The following is a 15174-nucleotide window of genomic DNA, read 5'->3' as shown; positions in this document are numbered from 1 at the left end:
TCTGTGAGCGAGACCGAGAAGACCGTCGAGGCGGAGGAGAACCCCCACGCCAAGGTGGTTCTGCAGGCGGCCAACTCGATGATGAAGGCTTCCCTGAAGCTGGTTCCGCCCGCGGTGCTGATCTGCGTCGTGCTCTTCACCATCCTCAATGGACTCCCGGGTCTGCTCGGCTCGGTCATCGGTGGCGTGCTCGCCATCGTGTCCGCCCTCGCGACGCTGGGCCTGATGCGCTTCAGCGCGGGCATGGACCCGATGTTCGTGATGGTGATCGCTCTCGGTGGTTACGTGCTCAAGATCCTCCTGCTCTTCGGGGCGCTGAGCCTGCTTCGCGGAGTGTCCTCGATCCACCCGACGGCCTTGGGTGTCACCATGATCGTCGCGATCCTCGTGGCCGCCGCGGTGGAGTTCGCCGCCTTCCGCAAGACCAAGATCCCGACGATCATCCCCGCCTCCCGCTGAGGTCGGGACCGAGGTCCTGACCTGGGACGGGACCTAGGTCCTCGGCCGATCGGGGGCAATGTAGTACGCCTGTACGGCCCGTCCGAACCTGCTGATATGGTCCGCGTATGGGCGGCGGCCTCGGCTGCCGGCTCCTGATGACGAACCCCGAACAGCAGTGTGGCGGCGGCGTTGAATCGTCCCTCATTACCCGCTGGTAGGCGTCTGTCTCCCGGGAGCACTGCATCGAGAATCCTCGTGTGCGGAACGTGAAACCGTGTTCAGCACATCGTGGGGTGGCCGCCTCCGACGGCCCGATACGTGTCGGGTACGTTAAGTCCAGATCGTGACGATTCCCCCGGCGGAGTGAACGCCGGCCGGGAGAACCGGAAGGAGCCCAGTGGGCGCGCTGGTACTAGCCGAGGGTGCGGAGTTCGCGCCGCCTGGTGTCAAAGACTTCAACCTGCCGCCGTTGTTCGGTTCCGGCTGGTTTGCTTTCACCAAGCCGATGCTGCTGGTGGTCATCTCCCTGATCATCATCATCACCTACTTCATGGTGACGTCTCGCCGGTTGAAGGTCGTCCCGGGCAAGGGACAGTTCATCGCCGAAAGCATCTACAACTTCGGCCGCAACAACATCGCGCGTGAGCAGATCGGTTCGGCCGACTTCAAGCCGTTCATTCCGCTGATCCTGGGTCTGTTCAGCTTCGTGCTGGTGAACAACCTGTTCGGGATCATCCCGTTCTTCCAGTTCCCGACGATGGCGCGAATCGGTTTCCCGGTCGCCCTCGCGTTCCTTGTCGTTTACCCGGTGTACCACTACGTCGGGTTCAAGCGCCACGGTTTCAAGGGTTACCTGAAGAAGGAACTGGCGCCGGCGGGTATTCCCGGGTTCGTTCTGCCGCTGTACTCCACCATCGAGTTCGCGCAGAAGTTCTTCATCGCGCCGGCGACCCTGGCCATCCGGGTTTTCGCCGCGATGTTCGCCGGCCACCTCATCATCATGGTCTTCACGCTCGGTGGCAGCTTCCTGCTGACCGAGGGCGAAGGTCTCGTGAAGGTCGCGTCGCCGGTGGCGTTCCTCTTCGCCATCGCGATGACCTTCCTGGAGGCATTCATCCAGGTCCTGCAGGCATTCATTTTCGCACTGCTGTCCGCAGGCTACATCGGCGCCGCGCTGGCGTCGGAGCACTGAGAACACCAAAAGACCCCCGATCCGCGTGAGTCGCGCGGACCGAGTTTGAAGGGAAACGCACGTGAGCAACATCGTTCTTGCGCAGGCCGCCACCGAGGCCGTCAGCATCAACAAGGGTCTCGCCGCCATCGGTTACGGCCTCGGCGCGATCGGCCCCGGTATCGGTGTGGGTCTCATCTTCGCCGCCGTCATCAACGGCACCGCCCGTCAGCCGGAGGCCCAGGGCAAGCTGCAGAGCATCGCCTTCTCGACCTTCGTGCTGACCGAGGTGCTGGCGCTGATCGGTATCGTCATCTACTTCCTCGCCTCCGCCTAAGGCTGAGTTTCGCTCATCGCTTAAGGAGACGTTGTGCTGAAGACCGAATTGGTGTTGGCCGCCGAAGAGGTGCCCAACCCGATCGTGCCGCACGTTCCCGAGCTCATCCTCGGGTTCATCGCCTTCCTTCTGCTGCTGTTCGTTCTGAAGAAGTACGTCGTCCCGCGTTTCGAGGCGACCTACGAAGAGCGGACCAAGCTGATCGAGGGTGGCATCGAGCGAGCCGAGAAGGCGCAGGCCGAAGCCGAAGAAAACCTTGCGCAGTACAAGGCGCAGCTGGCGGAAGCCCGTGCCGAGGCCGCGAAGATCCGTGACGACGCCCGGCTCGAAGCCGAGCAGATCAAAGCGGAACTGCGGGCCGAGGCCGAAGCCGAGTCCCAGCGCATCGTCGCCCAGGGTCAGGCTCAGCTGCAGGCCCAGAAGGCGCAGATCATCGCCGAGCTGCGCGCCGAACTCGGCCGTAACTCCGTCGAGCTGGCCAGCCGCATCGTCGGCGAGTCGCTCGCGGACGACGCGCGCCGTCACGGCACCGTGGACCGGTTCCTGGCCGAATTGGAGACCGCGGGCGCCAACGGTGCCGGTCTCGGAGCGGGGAAGTAGACCAGAATGACGCTGCATGCTGCGAGCCGTGAAGCGCTCGACCTCGCCGAGAAGCGTCTCGGCGAGGTTCTGGCCGAAGCGGGTACTGACCCGGCGACGGTCGGCGACGAGCTGCTTTCGGTCGTCGCCCTGCTGGACCGGGAGATCGGCCTGCGCCGGGCCGTCGCCGACGGTTCGGCCTCGTCCGAAGCCCGGATCGGCCTCGCCCGCGGGATCCTCGCGGGCAAGGTTTCCGAACCGGCCCTGCAGGTGCTCGACTCCGTGGCGGGCAGCCGCTGGTCGAGCCCGCGCGAACTGACCGACGGGCTCGAGGCCCTCGGCCGCTCGGCGCTGCTCACCAGTGCGGAGAAGTCCGGGAACATCGACGCTGTCGAAGACCAGCTGTTCCGGGTCAGTCGTATCGTCGCGGGTGAGCCGGAGCTCGAACGGGCACTCTCCGACCTGACCGCCCCCGCGGAGGCGAAGCGGACCCTGGTCCGCACCTTGTTCGCCGACAAGGTGGACGTGGTCACCAAGACCCTCGTCGAGCAGGTCGTCCTGCGCGCCAAGGGCCGCGGGGTCGGCAACGCCCTCGAAGAGCTGGTCCAGCTGGCCGCGGAACGCCGTGAGCGCTCGGTCGCCCGGGTGACCAGCGCGAGCGCGCTTTCCGACGAACAGCAGGCTCGGCTGAGCGAGAAGCTCAACGCCCTTTACGGGCGGCAGCTCGCGCTGCACGTCGAGGTCGACCCGTCACTCGGCGGCGGACTTGTCGTCCGCGTCGGCGACGAGGTCATCGACGGCAGCACCGCGGGGCGGATCGACGCCCTGCGTCGCCGGTTGGCCGGCTGACCCACAACAACGACTTTGCACACTGGCACGAACGAAGCGAGAGCGGGAACGAAATGGCGGAGCTGACGATCTCCTCGGATGAGATCCGTAGCGCGATCGAGAACTACGTCTCGAGTTACGCCCCGGACGTGAGCCGGGAAGAGGTTGGCGTCGTCGTCGACGCCGGTGACGGTATCGCCCACATCGAGGGTCTTCCCTCGGCGATGGCCAACGAGCTGCTCGAGTTCCCCGGCGGGGTCCTCGGCGTGGCGCTGAACCTGGACGCGCGCTCCATCGGTGCCGCGATCCTCGGTGACTTCGAGACCGTCGTCGAAGGTCAGGAAGTCAAGCGGACCGGTCAGGTCCTCTCGGTTCCGGTCGGCGAGGGCTACCTCGGCCGCGTCGTGAACCCGCTGGGCGCCCCGATCGACGGCCTCGGCGAGATCGAGACCACCGAGCGCCGCCCGCTGGAGGTCAAGGCCGCTTCGGTGGTCGAGCGCCAGCCGGTGGCCGAGCCGCTGCAGACCGGTATCACCGCGATCGACGCGATGACCCCGATCGGCCGTGGCCAGCGCCAGCTGATCATCGGTGACCGCAAGACCGGTAAGACGGCCGTCGCGGTGGACACGATCATCAACCAGAAGGCCAACTGGGAGACCGGCGACCCGAAGAAGCAGGTTCGCTGCATCTACGTCGCGGTCGGCCAGAAGGGCTCCACGATCGCCGCGGTCAAGAAGTCCCTCGAGGACGCCGGCGCGATGGAGTACACCACCATCGTCGCGGCCCCCGCGTCGGACTCCGCCGGCTTCAAGTGGATCGCGCCGTACACCGGCTCGGCCATCGGCCAGCACTGGATGTACGAGGGCAAGCACGTCCTCATCGTGTTCGACGACCTGACCAAGCAGGCCGACGCCTACCGCGCGATCTCGCTGCTGCTGCGTCGCCCGCCGGGCCGTGAAGCCTTCCCCGGCGACGTCTTCTACTTGCACTCCCGTCTCCTCGAGCGTTGCGCGAAGCTCTCGGACGAGCTGGGCGCGGGCTCGCTGACCGGTCTCCCGATCATCGAGACCAAGGCGAACGACGTGTCGGCCTACATCCCGACGAACGTCATCTCGATCACCGACGGTCAGTGCTTCTTCCAGTCGGACCTGTTCAACGCCGGTCAGCGCCCGGCCATCGACGTGGGTATCTCGGTTTCCCGCGTGGGTGGTGCCGCGCAGGTCAAGGCGATGAAGGACGTTTCGGGTTCGCTCCGTATCGACCTGTCGCAGTACCGCGAGCTGGAGGCCTTCGCGGCCTTCGCTTCGGACCTCGACGACGCGTCGAAGGCGCAGCTCGAGCGCGGTGCCCGCCTGTACGAGGTGCTCAAGCAGCCGCAGTACTCGCCGATCCCGGTCGAGGAGCAGGTCGTCACGGTGTACCTCGGCACGAACGGTCACTTCGACACCGTTCCCACCGAGGACGTGCGCCGCTTCCGCGACGAGTTCGTCGACTCCGCGCGTCGCAAGCACGGAGAGCTCCTCAAGGACATCCGCGAGTCGGGCAAGTTCTCCAAGGAGACCGCTTCCGGGCTGGTCGACGCGGTGAACGAGTTCAAGAAGGAGTTCACCACCTCCGAGGGCAAGAGCCTGGTCGAGGTCTCCGACGCGATGGACGCCGAGAAGGTCGGGCAGGAGACCGTCAAGGTCAACAAGCCCGCCCCGAAGAAGTGAGCTGATAGCTCATGGCCGCACAACTCCGAGAACTCCGGTCGCGTATCAAGGCGACCAAGTCCATCGGCAAGATCACCAAGGCGATGGAGCTCATCGCCACCGCGCGCATCACCAAGGCGCGGGCGAAGGTCGCGGCTTCCCGGCCGTACTCGGACGAGATCACGAACGTGCTCTCGGCCCTGGCCGGAGCCTCGGCGAACCTCGACCACCCGCTTCTGGTCGAGCGTCCGAACCCGAAGCGCGCGGCGGTCCTCGTGATCACCAGCGACAAGGGCCAGTGCGGTGGGTACAACTCCAACGTGCTGAAGGCGACCGAGGAGCTCCTCACGCTGCTGCGTGAGCAGGGCAAGGAGCCGGTGCTGTACGTGACCGGCAACAAGGGCCTGAGCTTCTACCGCTTCCGTGGCCGCGAGGTGGCCGAAAGCTGGACGGGCTTCTCCGACCAGCCCGGTTACGTCAACGCCGCGGAGGCCGGTGAACTCATCGTCGAGTCGTTCCTGAACGGCGCCGACGACGAGGCGGGCAACGCCGACGGCATCCTGGGTGTCGACGAGATCCACGTCGTCTACACCGAGTTCGTCTCGATGCTCACCCAGCGTCCCGTCGCCAAGCGCGTCGCGCCGCTCGAGGTCGAGTACACCGAGGGCGAAGAGGAGAAGCCCGAAAGCCTGCTCCCGAGCTACGAGTTCGAGCCCAGCGCCGAGAAGCTGCTCGCCGCGTTGCTGCCGAAGTACATCAACACGCGGCTCTTCGCGGCGATGCTCGAGTCGGCGGCGTCCGAACTCGCGGCCCGCCGTACCGCGATGAAGGCGGCGTCGGACAACGCGAACGAACTGGTGAACACGCTGACGCGGGAGGCGAACCAGGCCCGCCAGGCGCAGATCACCCAGGAGATCTCCGAAATCGTCGGTGGGGCGAACGCTCTCACCGCAGCAGGAAGTGATGACTGATGACCAGTACTGAAGCCCGTGCCAAGGGGCGCATCGTCTCGGTGACCGGCCCGGTCGTCGACGTCGAATTCCCGCGCGGTTCCGTTCCCGACCAGTTCAACGCGCTCAAGGTCGAAATCGAGTTCGAGCAGCTGCGCAAGACGGTGACGCTCGAGGTCGCCAGCCACCTCGGTGACAACCTCGTCCGCACCATTTCGCTCCAGCCGCAGGACGGCCTCGTCCGTGGCGCCGAGGTCACCGACACCGGCGGCCCCATCACGGTCCCGGTCGGCGACAAGGTCAAGGGCCACGTCTACAACGCGCTCGGCGAGTGCCTGGACGAGCCCGGCTACGGCGAAGACCTCGAGCGCTGGGGCATCCACCGCAACCCGCCGTCCTTCGACCAGCTCGAAGGCAAGACGGAGATGCTGGAGACCGGCCTCAAGGTCGTCGACCTGCTGACCCCGTACGTGCAGGGTGGAAAGATCGGCCTGTTCGGCGGTGCCGGCGTCGGCAAGACGGTGCTCATCAAGGAGATGATCACCCGTGTCGCCCGGAACTTCGGTGGTACCTCGGTGTTCGCCGGTGTCGGCGAGCGCACCCGTGAGGGCAACGACCTCTTCCTGGAGATGTCCGAGGACGGCGTCATCAACGACACCGCCCTCGTCTTCGGCCAGATGGACGAGCCGCCGGGCACCCGTATGCGGGTCGCGCTGTCCGCGCTGACCATGGCGGAGTACTTCCGCGATGTGCAGAACCAGGACGTGCTGCTCTTCATCGACAACATCTTCCGGTTCACCCAGGCCGGTTCCGAGGTGTCGACCCTGCTGGGCCGCATGCCTTCGGCCGTGGGTTACCAGCCGACGCTGGCCGACGAGATGGGTCAGCTCCAGGAGCGGATCACCTCGACCCGTGGTCGTTCGATCACCTCGATGCAGGCGATCTACGTCCCCGCGGACGACTACACCGACCCGGCCCCGGCGACGACGTTCGCCCACCTGGACGCCACCACGGAGCTTTCCCGGGGCGTGTTCCAGAAGGGCATCTTCCCGGCGGTGGACCCGCTGGCGTCGACGTCGACCATTCTCGACCCGGCCATCGTCGGTGAGGACCACTACCGCGTGGCCTCCGAGGTCATCCGGATCCTGCAGAAGTACAAGGAGCTGCAGGACATCATCGCGATCCTCGGTATGGACGAGCTGTCGGAAGAGGACAAGCTCACCGTTCAGCGCGCGCGCCGCATCGAGCGGTTCCTGTCGCAGAACATGCTGGTCGCCGAGGCGTTCACCGGTCAGCCGGGTTCGACCGTGCCGCTGTCGGAGACCATCGAGTCCTTCGACCGCATCACCAAGGGCGACTTCGACCACTACCCGGAGCAGGCGTTCCTGGGTATCGGTGGCCTCGAAGACCTCGAGAAGAAGTACAAGGAAATCACCAAGAAGTGATGTTCCGATGAGCGGCGGGATCAGTGTCTACTGTGGACGCTGGTCCCGTCGTTCGCATACCGGGATCGTTGACTATTACACTCGGTGCCAGCACCTGAGGTGAAGGGAAGCTACGTGGCTGAGATTTCTGTCGAGCTGGTAGCCGTCGAGCGCCGTCTCTGGTCCGGTACCGCCACGTTCGTGGTGGCGCAGACCACCGAGGGCGAGATCGGCATCATGGCCGGTCACGAGCCGGTTCTCGGCCAGCTCGTCGAGGGTGGTGTCGTGAAGGTGACGACCACGGACGGCGAGACCGTGACCGCCGCGGTGCACGGCGGGTTCCTGTCGGTCACCGCGACCGGCGTGAGCATCCTCGCCGAGAGCGCGGAGCTTTCGGACGAGATCGACGTCGACGCGGCCAAGAAGGCGCTGACCGGCGAAGACGAGCAAGAGCGGGCTAGGGCGACCGCCCAGCTTCGCGCGGCCGGTCAGTCGGTCTGACCGGGCGAAGGACAGGGGCCGGGCCGTGGAAATCGCCGTGGGTGTTCTCGGGGCCCTGACCGTCCTGGCCGTTCTCGCGGCCTGGTATTCGTTGCGGTGGGTCCGGATGCGCCGCGGTGGCGGCGTGAGCGTCGCGCTGCGGTGGCGTCCGGACGAGGCGCGGTCCAGCTGGCATCTGGGGCTGGGCCGCTACGAGGGCGAGAAGTTCGTCTGGTTCCGGGTGTGGAGCCTGCGGACGGGCCCGGATCGCGTGTTCGAGCGCGAAAGCATGGAGATCGCGGACCGGCGAGACCCCTCCGGCACGGAGGCGTACGCCGTCCCCGAAGGTTCGATCGTCCTGCGGTGCGAGTCCGCCAAGCAGGAGGCGATCGAGATCGCGATGGGTCCCGGCGCCCTCACCGGCTTCCTGTCCTGGCTCGAGTCGGCCCCGCCGGGCCGCCGCCTGCCGCGCGCTTCCTGATCACGCGTGTCGTCCGTCTGATCACGCGTGTCCCGCCTTCAATCACGCGAGTCCCGCGTCTGATCACGCGAGTTCGCCGTTCGGGCACGCCGTATGCTCACGCCGTGACCATCGTCGACATCCCCGGTTCGAAGTCGATCACCGCCCGAGGCCTGTTCCTCGCGGCCGCCGCCCACGGGACGACCGTGCTGAGCAGGCCGCTGCGTTCGGACGACTCCGAGGGCTTCGCCGAGGGCCTCCTCAAACTCGGCTACCAGGTCTCCCGCGCTCCCGGCGAGTGGACGATCGAGGGCAGGCCCGAGGGCCCCGCCGTCGACAGCGCCGACGTCTTCTGCCGTGACGGCGCCACCACCGCGCGGTTCCTGCCGGCACTGGCCGCCGCCGGCCACGGCACCTTCCCTTTCGACGCCTCCGAGCAGATGCGCGCCCGGCCGCTGGGCCCGCTCACCGACGCGTTGCTGGAGCTGGGCGTCGACCTGACCTTCGAAGGCTCGCCGGGCCACCATCCGCTGGTGGTGCGGGCCGCCGGGATCAAGGGCGGCGAGCTGACGCTGGACGCCGGGCTGTCGTCGCAGTTCCTGACCGCGTTGCTGCTGGTCGGCCCCTTGACCGCCGAGGGCCTGCGGATCACCGTCACGGACCTCGTTTCGGTGCCCTACGTCGAGATCACCATCGCGATGATGCGGCGCTTCGGCGTCGAGGTCGTCCGGGACGGCGACACGTTCGTCGTGCCGCCCACGCCGTATCAGGGCTGTCGCTACGAGATCGAGCCCGACGCTTCGACGTCCAGCTACTTCTTCGCGGCCGCTGCGCTGACCGGCAACTCGGTGACCGTGCCGGGGCTCGGTGAGGGCGCTCTGCAAGGGGATCTGGCCTTCGTCGAGGTCCTGCGGCAGATGGGCGCGGACGTCGAAGTCGGCCCGGACGCCGTGACCGTGACCGGAACGGGTGGCCTGCGCGGGGTCACGGTGAACATGCGCGACATCTCCGACACCGTGCCGACGCTCGCGGCCATCGCTCCGTTCGCGGACGGGCCGGTACGGATCGAGGACGTCTACAACACGCGCATCAAGGAATGCGACCGGCTCGCGGCGTGCGAGGAGAACCTGCGCGCGATGGGTGTTCGGGTCGAGACGGGGCGGGACTGGATCGAGATCCAGCCCGGCGTGCCGACGGGGACGTTGGTGAAATGCCGCCGGGACCACCGGATCGCGATGGCGTTCAGTGTCACGGGGCTGCGGACGCCGGGGATCACGCTGGACGACCCCGGTTGCGTGAAGAAGACCTTCCCCGGTTTCCACGATGCCCTCGCTTCGCTCCGAACCTCCTGGGGCATTTAGTCCTCTGAATGCGGCATTTCTACCGGGCTGCGGACGTGATCCACGTCTATTCTCGGTCCATGACTCAGAGCGAGGACACGAACCGCTGGAGCCACCTTCCCGAGTCCGTGTCCCTGGAGGACACGATCACGATGAAGGCGATCGACCCGGGCAAGGACGGCACGCCCGACGTCGACCTCGAGCGCTATTGGGCAGCACGCGAACAGGGCTGAACGTGAGCTGAAGGGCGCGATGAAAGCGTCCTTCAGCTCGCCCCGCCCGGCTGCCACAGGATGTCGCCGTCCGGATTCGCCAGCCGCGACAGGATGAACAGCAGGTCCGAAAGCCGGTTCAGGTATTTGATCGCCAGCTGGTTCGTCGTGGCCTGCTCGGCTTCGAACAGCGCCCAGCCGGACCGCTCGGCCCGCCGCGCGACCGTGCGGGCCTGGTGCAGGAAAGCCGCCCCCGGGGTGCCACCCGGCAGAATGAACGACGTCAGCTTCGGCACGCGCTCGTTGAACTCGTCGCACCAGCCTTCCAGCCGTTCGATGTACCGCTCGGTGATGCGCAGCGGCTCGTACGGCGGGTTCTCCACGATCGGCGCGCACAGATCCGCGCCGACGTCGAAGAGATCGTTCTGCACCGCACGCAGCACCTGCGTGATCTCCTCGGGAAGCGCGCCCATCGCGAGCGCGAGCCCGATGACGGAGTTGGCTTCGTCGACGTCGGCGTACGCGCCAAGGCGGGGCGAGGTCTTCGGCACGCGGGAGCCGTCGCCGAGCGCCGTGGTGCCGTTGTCGCCGACCTTCGTGTACACGCGGTTGATGCGAACGACCATGAAGCCGACTCTACCGGCCCGGCGTAAGGCAAATCCGGGCGAGAGGGCATGATTGGCGCCCATGAGCGAGCACTTCGACGTGCACGGCGGAGCACGGCTGGTCGGCGAGGTCGACGTGGTCGGGGCCAAGAACAGCGTCCTGAAACTGATGGCCGCGGCCCTGCTGGCCGAGGGTACGACGACCATCACGAACTGCCCCCAGATCCTGGACGTTCCCCTGATGGGCGACGTCTTGCGCAGTGTCGGCTGCGAGGTCGTCATCGACGGCGACACCGCCACGATCACCACCCCGGCCGAGCTGTCGCACCGGGCCGATTCGGCCGCGATGGGCAAGCTGCGCGCGTCGGTGTGCGTGCTGGGTCCGCTGGTCGGACGGCTCAAGCAGGCCGTCGTGGCGCTGCCGGGCGGGGACGCCATCGGCTCGCGGCCGCTGGACATGCACCAGAACGGACTGCGCAAGCTGGGCGCCACCAGCACCATCGAGCACGGCTGCGTCGTGGCGAAGGCCGACGGGCTGCGCGGCGCGCAGATCTGGCTGGACTTCCCGAGCGTCGGCGCCACCGAGAACATCCTGATGGCCGCCGTGCTCGCCGAGGGCACCACGGTCATCGACAACGCCGCGCGCGAACCCGAGATCGTCGACATCTGCACGATGCTGACCGAGATGGGCGCGAAGGTCGAAGGCGCGGGCACCTCGACCCTCACCGTCGAGGGCGTCGAGAAGCTGCACCCCACCGAGCACCGCGTGATCGGCGACCGGATCGTCGGCGCGACCTGGGCGTTCGCCGCCGCGATGACCCGGGGCGACCTGACCGTCCGCGGTGTCAACCCGCACTACCTCGACCTGGTCCTCGACAAGCTCCGCCTGGCGGGTGCCGAGGTCGAGACGTTCGACGACAAGGGCTTCCGCATCGTCCAGAACGAGCGCCCGAAGGCCGTCGACTGGGTGACGCTGCCGTACCCCGGTTTCGCGACCGACCTGCAGCCGTTCGCGGTGGCACTGTCCGCGGTCTCCGAGGGCACCTCGATGATCACGGAGAACATCTACGAAGCCCGGTTCCGGTTCATCGAAGAGATGATGCGGCTTTCCGGCGACGCGCGCACCGACGGGCACCACGCCGTCGTCCGCGGCGTGGAGAAACTTTCGAGCGCCCCGGTGTGGGCCGCGGACATCCGCGCCGGTGCCGGGCTGGTGCTGGCGGGGCTGTGCGCGGACGGCGTCACCGAGGTCTGGGACGTCTTCCACATCGACCGCGGTTACCCGCATTTCGTGGAGAACCTGAACCGGCTCGGTGCCCGCATCGAGCGCGTCGCGGGCGAACCCGAGCGGGCTTGATCAGGGCAGGGCGACGAACGGCGCGAGGAAGTCACGCGACGTCGGCGAGTCCAGCCGATAGGTGACATTGGTGGCGTAGCAGGGCCCGTCACCGGTGATGGTCGTCGACACGAGGACACGCTTGCCGTCGATCGTGGCGAAGTTCGGCCCGCCGGAGTCGCCGTAGCAGGCGCCGCCGTTGCCCTGCGGTGCCGTCATCGCGAGCCGGACCCAGGTCTTGTTGAGCGCGTCGAAGGTGACGGGCGCCTTCATCCGGACGCCGCCGCCGGGATGCGTGTGCCCGCCCGGCCCGTTCACGGCTTCCTGCGTGCCGTAGCCGGCGACCACGAACGGCGTCGAGTTCAGCCCCTGCGGGCCGAGCTTGTCGAGCTGACCGGCACTGGGCAGCTTCGCGGGGGTGAAGCTCCAACGTGCGGCGACCTGCTTCGCGGGCAGCTGGACGACGGCGATGTCGTGCGAGTCGGCGGAGTTGCCGGGGTAGCCGGGCTCGCTGTGCGCGACGCCCTCGACGGCGACGGCCTTGGCGACCGCCGCCGGGTCGCCGGGGTACTTCTTCGCGGCCGCGTCGAGACCCGCTTGCACGTCCTGGTCGAGCGAGACGAAGAACCGCACGTTGGCGGGCCAGTCGGTGGTGCAGTGCGCGGCGGTGAGGAAGGTGTCGGCGTCCACCATGGTGCCGGAGCACACCCAGTCGACCCGGTCCGGTGTGGCGGGGTCGCCGTCGTTGTCCCAGGTGGCGACGAGGGCGCCGACCTCGGTGCGCTCGGGCGCGGGGGTCGCGTTGTAGGAGTTGATCGCGGTCGCGGCGGTGGCGCCGCCCAGCAGCAGGGCGGCGGCCATCGCCGTGACGGTGGCGACGGGGGTGAACCTCACGAACGGCCTCCTTGGCTAGGTGCTCCGGGATTCAACGTGGTGAACGCCGGAAAGTCACCCGCCGAAAGTAGTCATGCGTCCCTGCGCCGCCGCGTTCCCGCGTAGACCGCGGCACCGCCCGCGGCCAGCGAACCCAGCCCGGTCAGCAGTACGGGTTCGAGATCGAAACCGGTCTTGGCCAGTGACGGCGAGCTCGCGACCGCGACGTCGGCGCGGGGCGCGGCGGCCGCGGCGACGGCCGCCACCGGCACGACCGCGGGTGGGACGGCTTCGGCGCGTGGTCCCCCGGGCGGGGGAGTCTCGACCGGCGGCTTCGTGGCGGGCGGCGTCCGGTCCGGCACGCAGGCGGTGTGCGCGGGATTGCCGCGTCCGACGCCGTGGTTGCGGTCGCATTCGTAGCCCGCGTTCGCGTCGGAACCGCCCGGCTGCTGCCCGGGCGGGTTCTTGTTGTCGGCCTTGCCGACGCAACCGGCGCAGGGCTTGCCGATGGCTTCGCCACCGCCGTTGCCGTTGGCCGACGGCGAACCGTCTCGGGTGGAGTCGTACGGCCCGTGCTTGTTCGCGCCGTGCCCGGAGAAGTCCGCTTTGGACGGTGGCTGCGGTTTGGTGGTGTCCTGCGCGTGTCCGGGCGGGGCTCCGGAGTTACCGCGCTCGCCGGCGTCGGCGGGACCCGCGCCGAGGAGAATGAGGGAGAAGGCGGCTCCGGCGAGAACGCCGTAGGTCTTCTTGTGCATCGAAGCCTCCCTGAGGTCGCGCCATTGCGACATCCGGAGTATCGCGTGAACGACCGAAGGGGTTACTCCAGCACGAGCGCGGCGCCGAAGCCGACCAGCGCGGTGCCGGTGACACCGTCGAGCGCCCGCCGGACCTTGCGGCGTTCGAGCCAGGTCCGCACGCGGTGCACGAAGAACAGCAGCAGGAGCTGGGCGACCGTGCCCGCGGCCGCGATCGTGTACGCCAGCAGCAGCGCGTCCCCGGTGCCGGTGACGCCCGGGGTCAGGAACTGCGGCAGCACCGACAGGTACAGCACAAGCACCTTCGGGTTGGTGACGTTGGAGAGGAAGCCTTCCCGCCAGCGGCGGAATCCGCTCCGCCGGGCGGCTGCGGTCTCGGCGAGCCCGTCGTAGTCTCCGCGGAAGGCGCCGATCAGAGCCCGGACGCCGAGGTAACAGAGGTACGCCGCGCCCGCCCATTTCACGGCTTCGAACACCGGCCGCGAGTTCATGATGACCGCGCCGAGACCGAGCGCGGCCGCGGTCGCCTGCGCGAGATTCGCGGCGCCGACGCCGAAACAGGCCCAACCTCCGCCGCGGACACCGCCGGACAGCGCGTTCTTCAGCACCACCATGTTGTCCGGGCCGGGGACGAGCGCGAGCGCCAGCATCATCAGCGCGAAACCGCTGTACACACCCCAAGTCATGACTCGAACACCAAAGCCGCGCCGAAGCCGACCAACGCGGTGCCGGTGACGCCGTCGAGCGCCCGCCGGACCTTGCGGCGTTCGAGCCAGGTCCGCACGCGGTGCACGAAGAACAGCAGCGTCAGCAGCCAGATCGCACCCAGCACGGCGACCGTGTACGCCAGCAGCAGCGCGTGCCACGCCGACGTCGTCACCGGATCGAGGAACTGCGGCAGCACCGAGAGGTACAGCACGAGCACCTTCGGGTTGGTGATGTTGGAAAGGAAGCCCTCGCGGAAGCGGCGGAACCCGCTCGACCGTTGCTGCTTCACCGCCGTGACACCGGAGTAGTCGCCCCGCCACGCGCCCCGCAACGCCTGGAAACCGAGGAAGACCAGGTATGCGGCGCCGACCCATTTGAGCGTCACGAACACCGGCTGCGACTGCGCGATCACGACACCGAGGCCGAGCGCGGCGGCGGTGCCCTGGACGGCGTTGGCCACGAAGATCCCGGCCGTGGTGAGGAAACCGCCGCGGGTGCCGCCGGACAGCGAGTTCTTGAGCATCACCATCGTGTCCGGCCCCGGCGCGAGGACGATCAGGACGACGATGACCAGATAGCTGCTGTACGAACTCCACGTCACGGTCACCCACGCTAGACGTCGGTGGCGGGGGAGTCTCGCGGATTTCGGTCACAGTCCCACGGCGCGGTCGGCTGTCCTGGGGCGCCACTCACGAGGACTCGTGTCGCTTCGGCGGTCACGCGTGTTCGAAGGGACGGCGCGCGTGATCAGGTGGACGACACGCGTGACTGGACGGACGACACGCGCGTAGCCGGCCGGGCCAGCCCCGAGCCGTCCGCCTGGACACGCGTGTCGTCCGTCGGATCACGGGTGTCGGCCATCCAGGCACGGCGAGGCCGGGGCCGGGTGGGGTCGTGAGTGGCGTTTCGGGTTCTATTGAGAGGTAAGTCGAAAATGGCGTGATCGAACCCCATGCCACGCGGGATTCCAGAATGACTCACGGG

18 protein-coding genes are annotated in these 15174 nt (G+C 67.9%); 13 read left to right on the top strand and 5 right to left on the bottom strand.

Annotated elements, in window-relative coordinates:
* Positions 1-3: 3 nt before the first annotated feature.
* The 12 genes from AMK34_RS35605 (at position 4) to AMK34_RS35550 (ending at position 9934) form a co-directional block, all read left to right on the top strand.
* Positions 4-459, top strand: coding sequence for a hypothetical protein (locus AMK34_RS35605; protein WP_038508922.1), 456 nt, complete (start codon positions 4-6; stop codon positions 457-459).
* 379 nt (positions 460-838) lie between these two features.
* Positions 839-1633: a F0F1 ATP synthase subunit A gene (gene atpB / locus AMK34_RS35600; RefSeq protein WP_005150355.1), complete on the top strand. Its 795-nt coding sequence runs from the start codon at positions 839-841 to the stop codon at positions 1631-1633.
* A gap of 61 nt (positions 1634-1694) precedes the next feature.
* Positions 1695-1949, top strand: coding sequence for an ATP F0F1 synthase subunit C (locus AMK34_RS35595; protein ID WP_038508924.1), 255 nt, complete (start codon positions 1695-1697; stop codon positions 1947-1949).
* A 33-nt stretch (positions 1950-1982) separates the two neighbouring features.
* Positions 1983-2549 carry a F0F1 ATP synthase subunit B gene (locus AMK34_RS35590; RefSeq protein WP_038508926.1) on the top strand — a complete coding sequence of 189 codons (567 nt, stop codon included), beginning with the start codon at positions 1983-1985 and terminating at the stop codon, positions 2547-2549.
* Positions 2550-2555: 6 nt separating this feature from the next.
* Positions 2556-3377, top strand: coding sequence for a F0F1 ATP synthase subunit delta (locus tag AMK34_RS35585; RefSeq protein ID WP_038508928.1), 822 nt, complete (start codon positions 2556-2558; stop codon positions 3375-3377).
* Positions 3378-3430: 53 nt separating this feature from the next.
* A complete protein-coding gene (gene atpA / locus AMK34_RS35580; protein WP_038508930.1) occupies positions 3431-5068 on the top strand; it encodes a F0F1 ATP synthase subunit alpha in 1638 nt (545 codons plus the stop codon).
* A gap of 11 nt (positions 5069-5079) precedes the next feature.
* The gene (locus tag AMK34_RS35575) at positions 5080-6018 is read left to right on the top strand and encodes a F0F1 ATP synthase subunit gamma (protein ID WP_038508932.1); all 939 of its coding nucleotides are present in this window, start codon (positions 5080-5082) and stop codon (positions 6016-6018) included.
* Positions 6018-7442: a F0F1 ATP synthase subunit beta gene (gene atpD / locus AMK34_RS35570; protein ID WP_038508936.1), complete on the top strand. Its 1425-nt coding sequence runs from the start codon at positions 6018-6020 to the stop codon at positions 7440-7442. Before AMK34_RS35575 ends, atpD begins: the two co-directional genes overlap by 1 nt.
* Positions 7443-7556: 114 nt before the next feature.
* Positions 7557-7922 carry a F0F1 ATP synthase subunit epsilon gene (locus AMK34_RS35565; protein ID WP_016336851.1) on the top strand — a complete coding sequence of 122 codons (366 nt, stop codon included), beginning with the start codon at positions 7557-7559 and terminating at the stop codon, positions 7920-7922.
* A 25-nt stretch (positions 7923-7947) separates the two neighbouring features.
* On the top strand, positions 7948-8382 hold the full coding sequence (locus tag AMK34_RS35560; protein WP_016336850.1) for a DUF2550 domain-containing protein: 435 nt from the start codon (positions 7948-7950) through the stop codon (positions 8380-8382).
* 104 nt (positions 8383-8486) lie between these two features.
* The gene (aroA, locus tag AMK34_RS35555; RefSeq protein ID WP_073848273.1) at positions 8487-9722 is read left to right on the top strand and encodes a 3-phosphoshikimate 1-carboxyvinyltransferase; all 1236 of its coding nucleotides are present in this window, start codon (positions 8487-8489) and stop codon (positions 9720-9722) included.
* Between the two features lie 59 nt (positions 9723-9781).
* On the top strand, positions 9782-9934 hold the full coding sequence (locus AMK34_RS35550; RefSeq protein ID WP_228694870.1) for a hypothetical protein: 153 nt from the start codon (positions 9782-9784) through the stop codon (positions 9932-9934).
* Positions 9935-9966: 32 nt separating this feature from the next.
* Here the strand turns inward: AMK34_RS35550 and AMK34_RS35545 are convergent, their stop codons facing one another.
* The gene (locus tag AMK34_RS35545; protein ID WP_038508942.1) at positions 9967-10539 is read right to left on the bottom strand and encodes a cob(I)yrinic acid a,c-diamide adenosyltransferase; all 573 of its coding nucleotides are present in this window, start codon (positions 10537-10539) and stop codon (positions 9967-9969) included.
* Positions 10540-10600: 61 nt separating this feature from the next.
* Here AMK34_RS35545 and murA point away from each other — a divergent pair, with 61 nt between their 5' ends.
* The gene (murA, locus tag AMK34_RS35540) at positions 10601-11875 is read left to right on the top strand and encodes a UDP-N-acetylglucosamine 1-carboxyvinyltransferase (RefSeq protein WP_038508944.1); all 1275 of its coding nucleotides are present in this window, start codon (positions 10601-10603) and stop codon (positions 11873-11875) included.
* Here the strand turns inward: murA and AMK34_RS35535 are convergent, their stop codons facing one another.
* The 4 genes from AMK34_RS35535 to AMK34_RS35520 form a co-directional block, all read right to left on the bottom strand.
* Complete coding sequence (locus AMK34_RS35535; protein WP_083650093.1) at positions 11876-12748, bottom strand: trypsin-like serine protease; 873 nt, start codon at positions 12746-12748, stop codon at positions 11876-11878.
* Positions 12749-12819: 71 nt separating this feature from the next.
* Entirely contained in the window at positions 12820-13482 is a 663-nt protein-coding gene (locus tag AMK34_RS35530; RefSeq protein WP_241832937.1) for a hypothetical protein, read from the bottom strand.
* 62 nt (positions 13483-13544) lie between these two features.
* Positions 13545-14168: a LysE family translocator gene (locus AMK34_RS35525; protein ID WP_073848271.1), complete on the bottom strand. Its 624-nt coding sequence runs from the start codon at positions 14166-14168 to the stop codon at positions 13545-13547.
* Positions 14165-14791: a LysE family translocator gene (locus AMK34_RS35520; protein WP_037341425.1), complete on the bottom strand. Its 627-nt coding sequence runs from the start codon at positions 14789-14791 to the stop codon at positions 14165-14167. Before AMK34_RS35520 ends, AMK34_RS35525 begins: the two co-directional genes overlap by 4 nt.
* Positions 14792-15174 lie beyond the last annotated feature (383 nt).

The sequence above is a fragment of the Amycolatopsis sp. CB00013 genome (genome assembly GCF_001905755.1).
In the GTDB taxonomy this organism is placed as follows: domain Bacteria; phylum Actinomycetota; class Actinomycetes; order Mycobacteriales; family Pseudonocardiaceae; genus Amycolatopsis; species Amycolatopsis japonica.
This window is presented reverse-complemented; position numbering and strand designations above follow the sequence as displayed.

Coding starts and splice junctions, on each gene's coding strand:
- AMK34_RS35545 (WP_038508942.1), bottom strand. CDS start 10,539: ATGGTCGTTCGCATCAACCGCGTGTACACGAAGGTCGGCGACAACGGC.
- atpA (WP_038508930.1), top strand. CDS start 3,431: ATGGCGGAGCTGACGATCTCCTCGGATGAGATCCGTAGCGCGATCGAG.
- atpD (WP_038508936.1), top strand. CDS start 6,018: ATGACCAGTACTGAAGCCCGTGCCAAGGGGCGCATCGTCTCGGTGACC.
- AMK34_RS35530 (WP_241832937.1), bottom strand. CDS start 13,482: ATGCACAAGAAGACCTACGGCGTTCTCGCCGGAGCCGCCTTCTCCCTC.
- AMK34_RS35575 (WP_038508932.1), top strand. CDS start 5,080: ATGGCCGCACAACTCCGAGAACTCCGGTCGCGTATCAAGGCGACCAAG.
- AMK34_RS35550 (WP_228694870.1), top strand. CDS start 9,782: ATGACTCAGAGCGAGGACACGAACCGCTGGAGCCACCTTCCCGAGTCC.
- AMK34_RS35585 (WP_038508928.1), top strand. CDS start 2,556: ATGACGCTGCATGCTGCGAGCCGTGAAGCGCTCGACCTCGCCGAGAAG.
- AMK34_RS35525 (WP_073848271.1), bottom strand. CDS start 14,168: ATGACTTGGGGTGTGTACAGCGGTTTCGCGCTGATGATGCTGGCGCTC.
- murA (WP_038508944.1), top strand. CDS start 10,601: ATGAGCGAGCACTTCGACGTGCACGGCGGAGCACGGCTGGTCGGCGAG.